16 protein-coding genes are annotated in these 15,557 nt (G+C 45.1%); 12 read left to right on the forward strand and 4 right to left on the reverse strand.

What is annotated here, in order from left to right:
• Positions 1-14: 14 nt before the first annotated feature.
• The gene (locus tag RWO08_RS01700) at positions 15-227 is read right to left on the reverse strand and encodes a ferredoxin (RefSeq protein WP_070755419.1); all 213 of its coding nucleotides are present in this window, start codon (positions 225-227) and stop codon (positions 15-17) included.
• Between the two features lie 191 nt (positions 228-418).
• On the opposite strand from RWO08_RS01700, the gene RWO08_RS01705 reads away from it, so the two are divergent.
• The 5 genes from RWO08_RS01705 (at position 419) to RWO08_RS01725 (ending at position 5,076) form a co-directional block, all read left to right on the forward strand.
• Positions 419-1,096, forward strand: coding sequence for a LysM domain-containing protein (locus RWO08_RS01705; RefSeq protein ID WP_291427254.1), 678 nt, complete (start codon positions 419-421; stop codon positions 1,094-1,096).
• Between the two features lie 92 nt (positions 1,097-1,188).
• Positions 1,189-1,860, forward strand: a complete 672-nt coding sequence (cmk, locus tag RWO08_RS01710) for a (d)CMP kinase (protein ID WP_070755421.1) — start codon at positions 1,189-1,191, stop codon at positions 1,858-1,860.
• A gap of 158 nt (positions 1,861-2,018) precedes the next feature.
• Positions 2,019-3,272 carry a 30S ribosomal protein S1 gene (gene rpsA, locus RWO08_RS01715; protein WP_070755422.1) on the forward strand — a complete coding sequence of 418 codons (1,254 nt, stop codon included), beginning with the start codon at positions 2,019-2,021 and terminating at the stop codon, positions 3,270-3,272.
• Positions 3,273-3,349: 77 nt separating this feature from the next.
• Positions 3,350-4,663 (forward strand): ribosome biogenesis GTPase Der, encoded by a 1,314-nt coding sequence (der, locus tag RWO08_RS01720; protein WP_291427257.1) that lies wholly within the window; start codon positions 3,350-3,352, stop codon positions 4,661-4,663.
• A 137-nt stretch (positions 4,664-4,800) separates the two neighbouring features.
• Positions 4,801-5,076: an HU family DNA-binding protein gene (locus tag RWO08_RS01725; RefSeq protein WP_023390831.1), complete on the forward strand. Its 276-nt coding sequence runs from the start codon at positions 4,801-4,803 to the stop codon at positions 5,074-5,076.
• 125 nt (positions 5,077-5,201) lie between these two features.
• Here the strand turns inward: RWO08_RS01725 and RWO08_RS01730 are convergent, their stop codons facing one another.
• Positions 5,202-5,897: a histidine phosphatase family protein gene (locus RWO08_RS01730; RefSeq protein ID WP_291431523.1), complete on the reverse strand. Its 696-nt coding sequence runs from the start codon at positions 5,895-5,897 to the stop codon at positions 5,202-5,204.
• Between the two features lie 226 nt (positions 5,898-6,123).
• Between RWO08_RS01730 and RWO08_RS01735 the strand changes: the two genes are divergently transcribed.
• Genes RWO08_RS01735 through holA form a run of 4 tightly spaced genes read left to right on the forward strand, consistent with a single transcriptional unit; the run spans position 6,124 to position 9,521 of the window.
• Complete coding sequence (locus RWO08_RS01735; protein WP_070755425.1) at positions 6,124-7,320, forward strand: FtsW/RodA/SpoVE family cell cycle protein; 1,197 nt, start codon at positions 6,124-6,126, stop codon at positions 7,318-7,320.
• A gap of 24 nt (positions 7,321-7,344) precedes the next feature.
• Positions 7,345-7,683: a glycine cleavage system protein H gene (locus tag RWO08_RS01740; RefSeq protein ID WP_070755426.1), complete on the forward strand. Its 339-nt coding sequence runs from the start codon at positions 7,345-7,347 to the stop codon at positions 7,681-7,683.
• Positions 7,684-7,729: 46 nt separating this feature from the next.
• Positions 7,730-8,461, forward strand: coding sequence for a gamma-glutamyl-gamma-aminobutyrate hydrolase family protein (locus RWO08_RS01745; protein WP_291431520.1), 732 nt, complete (start codon positions 7,730-7,732; stop codon positions 8,459-8,461).
• A gap of 37 nt (positions 8,462-8,498) precedes the next feature.
• The gene (gene holA, locus RWO08_RS01750) at positions 8,499-9,521 is read left to right on the forward strand and encodes a DNA polymerase III subunit delta (RefSeq protein ID WP_306486800.1); all 1,023 of its coding nucleotides are present in this window, start codon (positions 8,499-8,501) and stop codon (positions 9,519-9,521) included.
• An 80-nt stretch (positions 9,522-9,601) separates the two neighbouring features.
• Here holA and rpsT read toward each other — a convergent pair whose 3' ends face one another.
• Positions 9,602-9,859, reverse strand: a complete 258-nt coding sequence (gene rpsT / locus RWO08_RS01755; protein WP_070755429.1) for a 30S ribosomal protein S20 — start codon at positions 9,857-9,859, stop codon at positions 9,602-9,604.
• 233 nt (positions 9,860-10,092) lie between these two features.
• Here rpsT and uvrB point away from each other — a divergent pair, with 233 nt between their 5' ends.
• Positions 10,093-12,075 (forward strand): excinuclease ABC subunit UvrB, encoded by a 1,983-nt coding sequence (gene uvrB, locus RWO08_RS01760; RefSeq protein WP_070755430.1) that lies wholly within the window; start codon positions 10,093-10,095, stop codon positions 12,073-12,075.
• A 238-nt stretch (positions 12,076-12,313) separates the two neighbouring features.
• On the forward strand, positions 12,314-13,426 hold the full coding sequence (locus RWO08_RS01765) for a hypothetical protein (RefSeq protein WP_306486801.1): 1,113 nt from the start codon (positions 12,314-12,316) through the stop codon (positions 13,424-13,426).
• Between the two features lie 65 nt (positions 13,427-13,491).
• On the opposite strand, the gene RWO08_RS01770 is transcribed toward RWO08_RS01765, so the two are convergent.
• Positions 13,492-14,328, reverse strand: a complete 837-nt coding sequence (locus RWO08_RS01770; protein WP_306486802.1) for an NAD(P)H-hydrate dehydratase — start codon at positions 14,326-14,328, stop codon at positions 13,492-13,494.
• Between the two features lie 267 nt (positions 14,329-14,595).
• On the opposite strand from RWO08_RS01770, the gene prmA reads away from it, so the two are divergent.
• Entirely contained in the window at positions 14,596-15,555 is a 960-nt protein-coding gene (gene prmA, locus RWO08_RS01775) for a 50S ribosomal protein L11 methyltransferase (RefSeq protein WP_314211093.1), read from the forward strand.
• Positions 15,556-15,557: the final 2 nt, after the last annotated feature.

Here is a 15,557-nt window from a genome sequence, read left to right on the forward strand (position 1 = left end):
TTTTTGTTTTATAGCTACTGAGATGGAGAAGGGGTATGATCGACTTCTTCAATAGCGCGAGTGGGACAATCGAAGATGGCAGAACGTGCCATTTTCTGATCTTGCTCAGTGGCATCTTCTTGCACAAAGGCTATCCCGTCATCTTCACAATCAAAAACTTGTGGATAATTGAGATAACACTTGCCACAGGCAATGCATCTTTCTGATTGAATAATTAACTTAGACATGCTAAATCCTCCTTTTATGTTACAGAAGTGTTACAGCGACTTATCAAATTCGTATAAAAGCGTTTACTTCCACTGTATTTTTAGCACAGGTCGCTTAGAATATGGTACTATAAATTAGTAAATATTAATATGTGCAACATGTGCCCCTCATGGATCTAGTCACATTGTATCATATTTTAGGAGGAATTTTGATGTCTGAAGAACAAAAATCAAATTTCGATCAAGAGAATTTGAATGAATCATCAAATCAATCATCGGAAACGTCAAGCAGATTTAGAATGCCTTGGAACAACAAATTTGGTGAAGACGAAAACTTAAAAAACCGCCAATATTCACGATCAGCTCGTAACCAACCAGAACGTGAGGCAACTACCTTATCCAAGGTCTTGCTCTTTATGGTTATCTGCGTATGTATTGTACCATTTATCCTCTTCTTCTGGGTAAATGCGTCACGTCCACAGAATCCATCACCACGGACTGCTTCACAAGTATCAATCTCTCGTGCCGAAAGTTCAAGTGCAAGCTCTAGCAGCACTAGTGAATCTAGTTCTGCTCTTGCCTCAGCTTCAAGCATTGAGTCAAAAGCAAGTGAATCTGGTCAAGGCATGAATAACCAGCAAGGTGAACGACCTAACCAAAACCAACAAGGCCAACAACAAGGCCAAAACCAGCAAGGTCAACAGCAAGGTCAAAACCAACAAGGTCAGCAGCAGCAAAACCAAGGTGGTACGACTTATGTGGTACAAGCAGGGGATTCCTGGTACCGGATTGCAGCCAATAATGGGGTTTCTCTAGATGCCCTGTTAGCTGCTAATGGTGCGACGGTTGAAACAACCATCTTACCTGGTCAAACCATTGTTATCCCATAAAAAATTGAGAATTCCCTAGTTTTAGGGTAAAATAGAGCTTAGGAAACTAAGCTCTATTTTTTTGTAGAGAGATAGAAGAGGATGAAGCATAGATGACACATTTGACAATCGCAATTGACGGGCCTGCTTCCTCAGGCAAGAGTACGGTCGCTAAGTTATTGGCTGGCCAATTAGGCATTACCTACATTGATACAGGAGCTATGTATCGTGCGGTTACCTTAGCAGCGCAGCGCCAAGGAGTGAGTGTAGACGATCAGGCGGCCTTAGAGAACCTATTAGCCCAGCTTGATTTGTCCTTCCGTCGCCAAGATGGAGTACAACACGTATACCTAGGGGAGGAAGATGTCTCATCTGCTATTCGTAGTGTTGCGGTGACGCAAGCGGTCTCTGAAGTATCAGCTCAGCCCCAAGTTCGTGAGGCTTTGGTTGCCATGCAACAAGCCATGGCCGCCAAAGAATCCGTGGTAATGGATGGCCGCGATATTGGGACGGTGGTTTTACCTAATGCCAGCATTAAGTTTTTCTTCGTCGCTGATGTGGCCGTTCGAGCTGCGCGTCGTTATAAGGAAAACTTAGAGCGGGGCATGACCGATCAAACCTTGGCTGAAATTGAAGCGGATATTGAAGCGCGTGATCTCTATGATAGTACTCGTGAACACAGTCCGCTTAAACAGGCAGAAGATGCTATCTTAGTTGATACCAGCCATGAGACCTTGGATTCACTTTTGACCAAACTTACGGAGATGATTCAAAAGCGAATGTAAGGCCTTAAAAACCAAGCAAAATTCGACTATTAAAGAATAAATTGCAATTATGACTAGACTAATCGGTTAGAATTTGATAAAATAGATGCTAAGTAGGTTCACAAATCGTAAAAATTTTCTGAACAACGCTTGAGTATTGCCTTAGGAGGAACTGGTAGATGACAGAAACTGTAGAAAACCAACAATTACAAACAATGGAGGATGCTTTGGATAGCGTCTTAGACATCAAACCTGGTGATGTCGTAAAAGGGGACGTCTTGGCTTTTGAAGATAACCAAGTACGTGTCTCAATTAAAGAAAGTGGCGGTTTAGAAGGTGTAATTCCACGTCGTGAACTTTCAGCAAAACCATTCAACGAATTTACTGAAGTGGTAAACATCGGTGACGAAGTTGAAGTAGTGGTTTTAAAACCAATCCGTGATAAAGAAAACGGGAACTTCTTACTCTCAAGAAAACGCCTTGAGTCTAAGAAAGTATGGGCAGAGCTCAAAGAAAAATTCGATAACAAAGAAATCATCACAGCACCTGTTAAAGAAGCTGTTAAAGGTGGTTTAGTAGTAGATTTAGGCTTACGTGCTTTCGTGCCAGCTTCTATGGTTGATTCTTTCTACGTAGAAGATCTCAAAGTATACGTAGGTCAAACCTTAGACTTTGTCATCGTTGAACTTGATGAAAAAGAAAACCGTTTAATCCTCTCTCACAAAGAAATCGCTGAACGCGAACGTGCAGAGAAACGTGCAGCTGCTTTAGCTAACTTGGTAGAAGGTTCTATCGTTGAAGGGACAGTTGCTCGCTTAACTAACTTTGGTGCTTTCGTCAACTTGGGCGATGTAGATGGTTTGGTTCACTTGAGTCGCATCTCTCACTCTCACATCCGCAAACCAGGCGATGTCTTGAACGTAGGCGACAAAGTAAATGTTAAAGTTCTTTCAGTTAACCCAGAAGACGGCCGTGTATCTCTCTCTATCAAGGATACTTTAGAAGGTCCATGGGAAAACATCCAAGAAAAAGCTGGTGAAGGGACTGTCCTCAAAGGGACTGTTAAACGCTTGACTGACTTTGGTGCTTTCGTAGAAGTATTACCTGGCGTAGAAGGTTTGGTGCACATTTCTCAAATCTCTCATGAGCACATTGCAACTCCAGGTGAGAAATTACAAGAAGGTCAAGAAGTTGACGTGAAAGTATTGAGCGTTAACCCAGAAGACCAACGTTTATCATTGTCTATCAAGGCTTTGTTGGAACGTCCAGCACGCCCTGAAGGCGAAGTAAGCGACAAGCCAAAACGCGAATCAAAACCACGTAAACCTAGAGCTAAAGCTGAACCAGCTCCTACAATCGTAGCAGAAGCTGAAGGTTTCACTTTAGGTGATGTGTTAGCTGGTGCTTTCGGCGACCTTAACACCGAAGAATAAGCCACTGTAACCACGAAAGACTGGCCTGAGTGTCAGTCTTTTTCGTGTCATAAACCATAAATGAAGGAGGAGACCTTATGTCCATGCCAACCGTGGCCCTCGTAGGCCGCCCAAATGTGGGGAAGTCCACAATATTTAACCGATTGGTGGGGGAGAGACTCTCCATTGTTGAAGATTATCCAGGGGTGACGCGTGACCGTATCTATGCGACGGGTAAATGGTTAGGCCGTGAATTCCGTGTCATTGATACCGGTGGGATTGATATGATTGATGAGCCTCTTATGGATCAAGTGCGCTACCAAGCTGATATTGCCATGGAAGAGGCAGATGTCATTGTTTTCTTGACTAGCATGCAAGAAGGTTTGACGGATGCAGATGAGGCCATCGCCCATCGCTTGCACCGAACTAATAAGCCAGTTGTCCTAGCTGTCAATAAGGCAGATAACCCAGAAATGCGCCAAATGGTCTATGATTTTTATGCCTTGGGGCATGGCGATCCCTATCCTATTTCCGGTTCCCATGGGACGGGTTTAGGAGATCTCTTGGATGCAGTTGTGAGCTATTTTCCAACAGACTTATCTGAAGCTGAGGAAGAAGATGTCATCAAGTTCTGCTTTATTGGTCGCCCTAATGTCGGTAAGTCCAGTTTAGTTAACGCCATTCTTAAGGAAGAGCGGGTCATCGTCTCCAATATTGAAGGGACCACGCGTGAAGCAGTCGATACCCATTTCACAGATGAAGAGGGGACGCGCTATACCATGATTGACACTGCCGGTATTCGTAAGCGAGGCAAGGTCTACGAAAACACTGAAAAGTATTCAGTGCTGCGGGCCATGTCCGCCATTGAACGTTCCGATATTGTCTGCTTGGTTTTAGATGCTGAGACTGGGATTCGGGAACAAGATAAGAAGGTAGCTGGATATGCCTATGAGGCAGGTAAGGGCATGGTCATTCTGGTCAATAAATGGGATGCAGTAGACAAGAGTGATAAACTCTTTGAGACCTTTACCAAGGAGATTCGTGCGCATTTCCAATATTTGACTTTTGCGCCAATCCTCTTCGTTAGTGCTCATACAGGCCAACGTCTCAATAAATTGCCTGAACTCTTGAAGACCATCTACGATAATCGTCACCGTCGCATTCAATCTTCAGTCTTGAACGATGTCTTAATGGATGCAGTCGCTATGAACCCAACCCCAACAGATAAAGGCCGTCGCCTCAAGATTTACTACTTAACTCAAGTGGCTGTCAACCCACCAACCTTCGTGGCTTTTGTTAATGATGTTGAGCTCATGCACTTCTCTTATGAGCGTTTCTTAGAGAACCAATTGCGTCAATCATTTTATTTTGAGGGAACCCCGATTAAATTGATTACGAGAGCGCGACAATAAGGCGAAAAGTGCTAAAAAATCAAATTTTAAAGGGCGAATCTATTGTATTAAAGCCTATTATGTGGTAATCTATACAAGAAATAGCAATCTGCTATGGAAAAACGCGTAACCACGCATACTTTAGGAGGAGTTTTATTATGGCAAACAAAGCTGAATTAGTAGAAAAAGTAGCAGCTAAAACTAACTTAACTAAGAAAGATGTAACAGCAACTGTTGAAGCGTTGTTCGAAACCATCCAAGAAACTTTATCAAAAGGCGAAAAAGTTCAAGTAATCGGCTTCGGTACTTTCGAAGTACGTGAACGTGCAGCTCGTAAAGGCCGCAACCCACAAACTGGTAAAGAAATCAAAATCGCTGCAAGCAAGGTTCCAGGTTTCAAAGCTGGTAAAGCCTTGAAAGACGCTGTTAAATAATAACAGTCATTCATAAGTAAGTAACAGAGGTTGAAACTCAGGTTTCAGCCTCTTTTTTATCCTTAAGGCAAACTAGTAGATAGCAAAAGGACCCAGGTCTTAACCCAGGTCCATAGTTATTTATGCTACAAAAGCTCCATGACATCCACCATGTCCTTAAAGTGCTCAGTCTGATTATAGGCAATGAGCTGAAATTGGCCATGTAGGTATTTAACGGTTGTTACGGAGGCGTTGGCTAAGGGGTCGCCCAACTCGAAATCCGCTACTAGACCATGGATGAGATTCTGAATAGTCAGACCATGACAGACTACCAATATTTTGTGGTCACTGCCAGCATGGCGATTTAAGAGCTCTAGGAGACCTGTTTCAACACGATGCCAGAATTCTAGATAGTTTTCTGCCAAGCCAGTTGGATCAGAGGCCTTCATCTTGTTCATGGTCGCCTCTACTTGGATGCCAGCATCACGTGGTAGTCCCAATTCATGATTGGTTTCAGCAATCATGTCCCGCCAGACAGATTGTGCTTCGAGTCCTTCGTAGTAGCCGAAGAAGACTTCGCGGAATTCTGGCATGGGGGTAATGGTTAAATCTTGGCTATGGTGATTTTCTTCTAATAAAATCTGAGCCGTTTTGATGGTCCGACCCAAATCGCTCGTATAGACAGCATCGAACTTGACGTCCGCAAGTCCACGGCCTGATTGATGGACAATTTCCAAGCCTTCTGGGGTCAGAGGGGCATCAGCCCAGCCTTGGAAACGTCCCAAACGATTGAGATAGGTTTCGCCATGTCTGACGAAGTAGAAAGTAACACCTTTAGTCATTGGATAGCCTCCTTATCTTATACAGTCTCATTATATCATTCTGACTCCCGACTGTCATCTGAGGTTATGTTTTTTGCTTATAACCAACTATAGGAATAAAATCATCTAAAAGACTTGGCCAGTAAGTGCATTTTAGGCCAAAATGTGGTAACCTTAATATTGTCTATTCTACTCTGTAAAAATGCAGAGAACCATTAAACTATAAACAACGAGGGAATGATTATTAATGAGAACAGTGAGACGCCTGAATAACCATTCAGAGTCGCGCATTGACTATGGGATTATCCTGAACGTCATGATTTTGGCCATTATTGGGTTAGCGAGCCTTTATGCCACTACCGTCATGATTGAGAACAAATCCATTTTGCCGACACTCTACCATGCACTCTGGTACTGTATTGGGGCCATTGCTATTTTAGTGGCTATTCAATTTGATAGTGAGCAATATTGGAAGCTATCTACAATCTTTTATGGAGTGGGGCTGGTCCTCTTGATTGCCGTCCTCTTCTTCCACGACCGAGGGTTAGCTGCCGATACAGGGGCACGTTCCTGGTTCCGCTTAGGGCCGATTAGTTTCCAACCTTCGGAAATTTTCAAGATTGCCTATATCGTCTTTATGGCCCGGATTATTACAGAACATAATAATGAATACACCAACCGTAGCATCAAAACAGACTGGTTACTACTAGGGAAAATTCTTCTATTTGCTGCCCCGGCACTTTTCTTGATTCAACGTCAAAATGACTTGGGGACCAACTTAGTCTTGCTAGCTATTACTGCGGGTATGGTGTTAATGTCAGGTATTTCTTGGAAAATCTTATTGCCGATTACTCTGGCCGTTACCATTGTAGGTGGGGTGCTTATTTACTTGGCTGCCTTTCAACGGGACTTCTTGCTAAGTACTGGATTAGTTCGACCATACCAAATCGCCCGGATTGACTCTTGGTTCCGTCCTTTCGATGATACGCGTGGTGATGCCTACCAGTTAGCTCAATCTATTAAAGCCATTGGGTCAGGGCAATTATCTGGTAAGGGCTTTGGAGTCTCTCAAGTCCCTGTACCAGTCCGTGAGTCTGACTTTATCTTTACGACTATTGGTGAGAACTTTGGTTTTATTGGGGCAGGGGTGCTACTCTTTGTCTACTTCATGTTAATTTACCAAATGGTGCAAACTTGTTTTGAGACCAAGAATGAATTTTACACCTATATTGCGACAGGTGTTATTACCATGATTATGTTCCATATTTTGGAAAACATTGGGATGAACATTGGGCTTTTGCCAATTACGGGGATTCCGTTACCTTTCGTCTCACAAGGGGGGTCTGCTCTCCTAGGGAATATGATTGGGATTGGGCTGATTCTGTCCATGCGTTATCACCATCGCTCCTACATGTTCTCTAGCCAGAACGACTCGGAATTTTAATCGTTGAAGAAAGGATTAAGTATTATGAAACGTTATGGCAATCAACTTTGGGTCCAAGTAGTTGGACCTGACCGTTACCGTATCGGCATGACAGACCAGCTCCAATGTGATGCGGGCGATATCTCTTACGCCAATATTGCCCCACTAGGAGCATTAGATGTCGATGATACCCTAGTTAATTTAGAAGCTTCTAAGGCGGCCATTGAGGTCGCTAGTCCCCTCAAAGGTCAAGTAGTAGCGCGAAATGAGGCGGCAGAAGCAAATCCTAGCCTCTTGGATTCTAAGAATCCGGCGGACCACTGGCTAATTGAATTAAGCCAAGTGGATACTCAGGCTTATGAGGCGCTCGCAGAAGAGGAATAACCCCACTCACTAGCTCTATGGCTAGATATAGAAAGAAGGAATGACCATGCGGCCAGTAATCGGTGTAACGGGCAACATTATGCAAGCCCCTGAAGATAAATTCAAATCTTTTAAGGTAAACTACTCCCCTTGGGGATATACGGAAGCAGTACGCTTGGCCGGTGGGACCCCGGTCATCCTACCTATGACTGAGCCGACTTGTGCTGCCCACTACGTGAGCCTCATTGATGGTCTGGTTTTGACCGGCGGGGAGGATATCTCACCTTATCTCTATAATGAAGAGCCACATGTCAATATTGAAGCTACTTCGCCGACGCGGGATGCAGTCGAAACGGCTCTTATTAAGGAGGCCTTGGCTCAGGGCAAACCTATTTTAGCTATTTGCCGAGGCATGCAACTGGTCAACGTTGTTCTGGGCGGTAACCTCTATCAGGATTTAGCAGGCCAGGCCAATGTGACCATTCAGCACGTCCAAAAATCACGTCCAAGCATGGCAACCCATTCCATCAAGGTAAAAGCCGGTAGCTACCTGTCTCAATTAGTGGCCGATGGTTGCCTTATTAACTCCATTCACCACCAAGCCATTCGGGAATTAGGAGAGGGCTTAATCGTGTCAGCCCGCAGTAAGGATGGGGTTATCGAAGCGATTGAAAGCCAAGAAGGTTCCCTCATTCTGGGAGTTCAATGGCATCCAGAGCGCTTGACCAAACACGATGAATGCAGCATGGCGATTTTCCAAGATTTAATCGAGCGCGCGCTTGAGGCTAAGCAAGCCTAGGTAAAGCCAAGGAGTAAATAGAAGGGAGGGGACAGGCATGACCTTTCAAGCTAGCATCAGCCAAATCCGCAAGGGCCAATTAGGGGCCAATTACTTTCTAGTTGGTACCGAGCGCTATTTGCGGCAACAGTTGCAGGATGCCCTGATTGATCAAGTAGATCAGGCAGGTAGCTTTGAAGTTAGTCGCTTCGACTTGAATGACACGGAATTAGCCACCATTCTGGACGAGGCAGATGCCTTCTCTTTCTTTGCAGATAAGCGTGTTGTCCTGATCGATAATGCCCAGGTCCTAGTCTCAAACTCTAAGGTTAAGGTCGATGACCAAGACCAGAAGCGACTCCTAGCCTACTTGGCAGATCCTAATCCTGGCAGTTTGCTGATTTGGCTCTGTGACAGTAACCAAGTTGATAAACGCAAGAAGCTGACCAAGGCTTTTCAGACGCATGCCAAATGGGTCGATGTGGCGCCCTTAGACGCTAAGGAAATGGGGGCCTACCTCCAGGCCTATCTGGCAGACAGCACGCTCCAGATTAGCCGTGAGGGGCTAGAAGTGTTACGTATGAGGGTCAATGATGATTTGACCTTGGCTATGGCGGAGCTCCACAAATTGGCCCAATATAGCAACCAAGGCAAGCCTATCACCCTAGAAGTCATCAAAGACTTGGTGCCGAGAAGTCTTGAGACGGATGTTTTTAGCTTGTCGCAGGCAGTCTTGAAGCGAAAGTTGAGTCAAGCGGTCCAAATTTACCAAGATTTACTTCTAGCCAAACACGAGCCCGTGGCCTTGCACGCGCTCTTGGTCAGTCAGTTTCGTTTGTTGATTCAAGTCAAATTGCTTGGACACCAGGGCTATCAGCAAGCTGAGATAGCGCAACAATTGAGCGTCCATCCCTATCGCGTTAAATTGGCTTTAGAGACGGTTAGACGCTTAGATTTAAGACAGCTCTATGATTTCTATGATGCCTTAGCGGAGGCTGATTTTCAGCTCAAACAGGGCATTGGTGTCAAGGAGATACAATTTGACTTACTAGTGAGTCGTTATATCACAGGAAGTCCTTAATTACTGGAGCAGATAGCTGTTCCAGTAATTTTTTGTTTCAAGGGCAAAAAAATAAGCTACCCTCAAGGTAGCCTACTTTCTTAGTTAGCTTTAAGTAAACGAGCCAAACGTGACTTGTCACGAGCTGCTTTGTTTTTGTGGATTAAACCTTTAGTTGCTGCGCTGTCGATTTCTTTAGCAGCTAGACGGAATAATTCCTCAACGTTTGCTTCGCCAGCTTCTACTGCAGAACGGAAACGTTTAACCGCAGTACGCATTGCAGAAACGTGTGCACGGTTGCTTTCAGTCTTAGTAGCTGTTTGACGGATACGTTTTTTTGCTGATGGGTTGTTAGCCATTTGAGTCACCTCTTTCATTGCGATTTGTCTATAGTCCGAAGGACTAAGTCAACAAGCCTTATTATACATGAAAACCCGGTCAGTATGCAATAAAAAGATGGAAAATAATTCAAATTCGTCTAGCTTTACTTCTAAGTCCTTGGACTAGACAGGGGACTAGCTTTTTGTTATCATGAGAAAAGAAGCGAAAATTTGTTCGCGCATTGATTGACTAGATAGAAGGAGGAGAGGGCATGGATTTTCAATTAGTATCTCCCTATAGTCCAAGTGGGGATCAGCCGGAAGCAATTGAAGCCTTGGTCCAAGGTGTCAATGATGGCGTTAAGGAGCAGGTCTTGCTAGGGGCGACAGGGACCGGTAAGACCTTCACCATTGCCAATGTTATTAAGCAAACGGGCAGACCGACCTTGGTTTTGGCCCATAATAAGACCCTAGCCGGGCAGCTTTATAGCGAGCTCCTAGAATTTTTCCCAAACAATGCGGTCGAGTACTTTGTCTCCTACTATGACTACTATCAGCCTGAAGCCTATGTGCCATCGTCTGACACTTATATTGAAAAAGACGCCAGCATTAACGATGAGATCGATAAGCTCCGCCATTCGGCTTCTTCAGCCTTAATTGAACGCCGAGATGTCATTGTGGTGGCCTCTGTTTCCTGTATTTACGGCCTGGTTGACCCTGAGAACTACCGCAATCATGTCTTGTCTTTACGAGAAGGCATGGAAATTCCTCGTAATGTTCTGCTAGCGCGTTTGGTTGAAATGCAATTTGTTAGAAATGACATTGACTTTCAGCGAGGGACCTTCCGAGTAAGAGGCGATGTGGTAGAAATCTTTATGGCCTCGCGCGACAAGGAAGTGGTTCGGGTAGAATTCTTCGGGGACGAGATAGAACGCATCCGCGTCGTTGATTTTCTAACCGGCGAAATTAAGTACGATGTAGACCATTATCCTATTTTCCCTGCGACTCACTTTGTGGCCAGCCAAGAACAGACAGCAGTGGCGGTCGACTCCATTCGTCAGGAATTGGAAGAGCGCCTAGCCGAATTACGAGCAGACAATAAATTATTAGAAGCTCAACGCCTAGAGCAAAGAACCACCTATGATTTGGAAATGATGCTTGAAATGGGCTACTGTAGTGGGATTGAGAACTACTCTCGCCATATTGATGGCCGAGCACCAGGTCAAGCACCTTATACACTCTTAGACTTTTTCCCAGATGACTTTCTGATTGTAGTGGACGAGTCCCATATCACCATGTCGCAAATCCGCGGTATGTATAATGGTGACCGGGGCCGCAAGCAGCAGTTGATTGATTACGGCTTCCGTTTGCCAAGTGCGCTGGACAACCGACCTTTGCGCTTAGAAGAGTTCGAAGAACATGTCAACCAGATTATTTATGTTTCTGCGACACCAGGACCTTATGAGCTAGAGCATACGGGTGGTGAGGTCATTCAACAAATCATCCGGCCAACGGGCCTCTTGGACCCAGTAGTTGAAGTGCGGCCAATTGAAGGTCAGATTGATGATTTAGTGGCTGAAATTAAGGCTCGGACTGAGCGAGATGAGCGGGTCTTTATCACTACCCTCACCAAGAAAATGTCGGAGGATTTGACCGACTACCTCAAGGAGCTAGATATCAAGGTCAAGTACCTGCATAGTGATATTAAGACCCTGGAGAGAACGGAAATTATTCGCGACCTTCGCCTAGGTGTCTTTGATGTCTTAGTCGGGATTAACCTCTTGCGGGAGGGCTTGGACGTGCCAGAAGTCACCCTAGTAGCTATTCTGGATGCAGACAAGGAAGGCTTCCTACGAAGCGAACGTTCCTTGGTACAAACTATTGGTCGGGCAGCCCGTAATGCTAATGGACGCGTCATTATGTATGCGGATCAAATTACGGCTTCGATGCAGTATGCCATTGAAGAAACAGAGCGACGTCGTTCTATCCAAATGGCCTACAACCAAGAACATGGGATTGTTCCTCAAACCATTAAGAAGGAGATTCGCGATTTAATCCGGATTACCCACGATGTGGAAAACGAGGACAAGCAAGAGTCCCTTCTCAAGCAGTTCCGCAAGCTGTCTCGTCTACAAAGAGAAGAGCAATTGGAACGCTTGGAGATGGAAATGCGCCAGGCCGCTAAGGATCTCAATTTCGAAGCAGCCGCCGATCTGCGTGACATGATTATGGAACTTAAGGGTGCCTATAAATAAGCTTAAGGCAGGAAGTGACTTCCTGCCTTTTGATCTATTTACAGAGCAGGTAGGTAAATTTACTGGCATCTTTTGATAAAATTCGGCAGATTTGAGTAAATCAGTCTTTCCATTCTTGCTTAAATCTCCTATAATAGAAGTGTCTATATATTTAAGCAAAGAATAAGGTGATGGTATGCAACAGGAGGTAAAATTACGAGGACTAGATGGACTTAAAGGTCTATTTTTATTAGTTCTTATGGGCGTTGGAATTTTTCAAGGTGATTTATTGGCGGGCCAATTGGTTCCCCTCGGTCTCTTCACTGTCCTTGGCTATCAATGGGCCTATCGTTTAGAACGGCAGCAGGATGTCCCCTTTTGGCGTCACTGGCAAGCCGTCTGGTCTGCTTGGTTGCCAGTTCTGTGGTTGACCTCTATCACCACGATTGGCCTTTTGGCGCTAGATTTTTCGCTTTTAAATCAGAGTAAATTTGACTTGATTTTTAGTCCTCTCTTAATCGAAAATGTCAGACAGCTTTGGCTAGGTGGGGTGACTAGCTTAAGTCTTGATGCCGCAAGTGGTCTCAAGAGTTTATGGTATCTAGGCCATGGGGTACAAGTAGCGGGGCTTGTTGCGCTGATTAGCTGGCTTTTAGGCCGTACCAGTCTAAGTCTGCTAGGTAAGGGCATGGTCTGGATGGTTGTTCAGGCTAGCCTATGGCTATTGGCTGGTTTTGGTGTTATGAATGGTAGCCCACTCGCTTATATAGAGCTAGCCTTTTATGCCTTAGCGTTTTTGTCTGGGGTTTCCCTGGTCTACCTAGTGCCAGTTCTGCTCAATCAAATTTACCGTCTGTCTAGTAAGTATGTCTTATTAATGGGTTTAGGTCTAGTCGGTAGCTTAATGCTTCTGACCTTCTTCCTTAGCCAAAATTGGACAACAGCGCTCATGGGTCTGGTATGGACTGCAGCTGTGCCACTTTTTACCACTTGGCTTATCTTGTCCTACGTGGCTGGGACACCTGTTTTACGTCGTATTCTTGAGTTTTCAGCTTGTGTAGCCTTGGGGCATCGTCTCATTCATTATTATGTGGCCTATGCCTTTGTGACTTTCTGGTTGCCAAACGGCCCATTCTGGTTACAAGTGAGTTTAGCAATCTTGTTGGGTGAAGTGCTCTACTGGCTCTTAGTTAAGGGGCTACCGCAGCTGTACTTCTTCAATGGTCGCTCTTGGATTAGCGATTATTATGCTCTTTATCAAGCCATGGCTGAAAAGAATCTCAAGACCTGGCAGCTAGTCGGTGCCATTGTCATCTTCCTTATACTCTTTGTTAGCATTTGTGTCCTAGGTTTACTAGTTCTGATTCAGTAAATCAGGTCTATAAATAACAAACAGCAAGCCTTAACAATTCAGGCTTGCTGTTTTTATTAGGCTTCCTAGCCAATGAAATCCTTCATTAGGCTAGGGAGTTTTTCACTAATCTGATGGGGTAGGACCACCCACTGAGTCTGTGCTATTTCTTGTGCCAGGTAGGAGTGGAGGAAAACGGCACTGCATAGGGCTAAATTAAAGTCATCTGGGAATTGAGCCAAAAAGGCAGCGACCATTCCAGCCAGGGTGTCGCCCATGCCGCCGGTCGCCATGGCAGGTGTGCCGACTGTCAATTGGTAGCAGGAACCATCCGCCAGATAGATCTCTGTACCTGGTTTTTTGAGTACTAGGTTGAAGCCAAGTTGTTTTTGAGCGGCCTGATTGGCTTGAGGGGTCTGGTCTTCAATGGCAAGGTCAGATAGGCGTTGCCATTCAGCCTGGTGGGGCGTGATAACTACAGGCACTCCACTAGGTAAGGGGTGGGGATGACGAGCCAAAAGCGTTAAGGCATCGCCATCTAAGACTAGCTTTTGTCCAGGCTTTAGCCAATCTAAAATCCGATGCAGACGTTGGCAGGAAAAAGCGTCCAGTCCCATGCCTGGACCAAGCAAAACGACATCAGCTGCCTGCGTTAACGCCTTAAGCTGAGCTAGATTAGACCAGTCACTGACCATGGCTTCAGGCAGACGAGCATGGAGGGCCGTGTGGTTGGTAATTTCAGTGGCAACAGTCGTGAGGCCACTGCCTGCGTAGACAGCCGCTTGAGCAGCTAGAATAATGGCGCCACCTAGCTGAGCATTGCCGCCTACTAAGAGCGTCCGGCCAAAAGTTCCCTTGTGGGATTGGCTAGGTCGCTTAGGTAAACGATGGGCTAGCCCATCGTAAGTTAAAGGCTGAAACATGACAGTCACTCCTTTGGACTTAGGTCTTATACACTTTTATTATAGCACTTCTAGTTCAAACTAGGCTAGTTTTGCCTAGCCATTGGTGGGAGAGAATGAGCCAATATTCTGCATATAAGCTAATAAACTGACCTATATCTTGGGAAGAGTGCTTAAAAATCAACTAATATTCCTGATTTTGGGCATTTTTAACAGCCTAGTCATTGAATTTTTGGCGTATTTGTTTCATAATAAAGAACATAGATATTCGTGAAAGGACGTGTTAATATGGCTGAAACCTGGTCTAAGCTGGTAGTCTCACTCGACACCCTGGATCCAGCGATGATTGACTTACTCAGTCATCTCCTCTTTGAAGCTGGGGCCATTGGGGTGGAAGTGGATTATGCCCAAGGTTATTTGGAGAACCACCCTAATTTATTTGGAGAATTAGCTGAACCACTGTCCAAAGAACGTCTGGAGCACGAGACAGAGTTAATCGCCTTCTTCGAAGAGATGCCAGATCTAGATAGCCTCAAGACCCAGTTGGAGAGTCAGTATAGTGATCCGCTAAGGCTTGAATCTAGCGAGATTGAAAATGAAAATTGGCAGGAAAATTGGAAGGTTAACTATAAGCCTGAGCGTATCAGTCGCTACCTAACCATTGTGCCGATTTGGGAGGACTACCAAGCCCAAGCAGGTGAACAAGTTATCTACTTGGATCCAGGTTTGGCCTTTGGGACAGGCAATCACCCAACTACTCAACTAGGGGTTCAGGCACTTGAAATGTACCTACGTGGAGGCGAACGAGTCTTAGATGTTGGTACGGGGTCGGGGGTTCTAGCCTTTGTAGCGGCCGCCTTAGGTGCCAAAGAAGTGTGGGGCTACGACTTAGATCCTCAAGCTGTTGATAGCGCCCTACAAAACTTGGTTCACCAACAGGAGCGACAAGATGATTTGGCCAAGGTATTCAAGGAAACGCCGATTCATTTCCATGTTAAGGATTTGCTCAAAGGGGTAGACTGGCCAGTAGAGGTGATTGTAGCCAATATCTTGCCCCATATTCTGGTTAATATGTTAGAAGATGCCCATCGCTTACTAACATCAGATGGTTACCTGATTCTGGGCGGAATTCTAAATGAAAAGGCTGATCAACTGTTAGAAGACTTAGAAGCACATGGTTTCCGCCTTGTTCAAAGAGTCCAACTAAAGGGTTGGACGGGTTTGGTAACCCAGAAGCAAGAGGATTAAAT

The sequence above is a fragment of the uncultured Abiotrophia sp. genome (assembly GCF_963520105.1).
Lineage (GTDB): Bacteria > Bacillota > Bacilli > Lactobacillales > Aerococcaceae > Abiotrophia.

Bases quoted from the DNA above. Each gene is read 5' to 3' on its own strand.
- rpsT (WP_070755429.1), bottom strand. From the start codon at position 9,859: ATGGCTAACAACCCATCAGCAAAAAAACGTATCCGTCAAACAGCTACT.
- RWO08_RS01730 (WP_291431523.1), bottom strand. From the start codon at position 5,897: ATGACTAAAGGTGTTACTTTCTACTTCGTCAGACATGGCGAAACCTAT.
- RWO08_RS01745 (WP_291431520.1), top strand. From the start codon at position 7,730: ATGCGGCCAGTAATCGGTGTAACGGGCAACATTATGCAAGCCCCTGAA.
- RWO08_RS01765 (WP_306486801.1), top strand. From the start codon at position 12,314: ATGGGCGTTGGAATTTTTCAAGGTGATTTATTGGCGGGCCAATTGGTT.
- der (WP_291427257.1), top strand. From the start codon at position 3,350: ATGTCCATGCCAACCGTGGCCCTCGTAGGCCGCCCAAATGTGGGGAAG.
- uvrB (WP_070755430.1), top strand. From the start codon at position 10,093: ATGGATTTTCAATTAGTATCTCCCTATAGTCCAAGTGGGGATCAGCCG.
- RWO08_RS01735 (WP_070755425.1), top strand. From the start codon at position 6,124: ATGAGAACAGTGAGACGCCTGAATAACCATTCAGAGTCGCGCATTGAC.
- RWO08_RS01770 (WP_306486802.1), bottom strand. From the start codon at position 14,328: ATGTTTCAGCCTTTAACTTACGATGGGCTAGCCCATCGTTTACCTAAG.
- holA (WP_306486800.1), top strand. From the start codon at position 8,499: ATGACCTTTCAAGCTAGCATCAGCCAAATCCGCAAGGGCCAATTAGGG.
- rpsA (WP_070755422.1), top strand. From the start codon at position 2,019: ATGACAGAAACTGTAGAAAACCAACAATTACAAACAATGGAGGATGCT.
- prmA (WP_314211093.1), top strand. From the start codon at position 14,596: ATGGCTGAAACCTGGTCTAAGCTGGTAGTCTCACTCGACACCCTGGAT.
- cmk (WP_070755421.1), top strand. From the start codon at position 1,189: ATGACACATTTGACAATCGCAATTGACGGGCCTGCTTCCTCAGGCAAG.
- RWO08_RS01725 (WP_023390831.1), top strand. From the start codon at position 4,801: ATGGCAAACAAAGCTGAATTAGTAGAAAAAGTAGCAGCTAAAACTAAC.
- RWO08_RS01700 (WP_070755419.1), bottom strand. From the start codon at position 227: ATGTCTAAGTTAATTATTCAATCAGAAAGATGCATTGCCTGTGGCAAG.
- RWO08_RS01740 (WP_070755426.1), top strand. From the start codon at position 7,345: ATGAAACGTTATGGCAATCAACTTTGGGTCCAAGTAGTTGGACCTGAC.
- RWO08_RS01705 (WP_291427254.1), top strand. From the start codon at position 419: ATGTCTGAAGAACAAAAATCAAATTTCGATCAAGAGAATTTGAATGAA.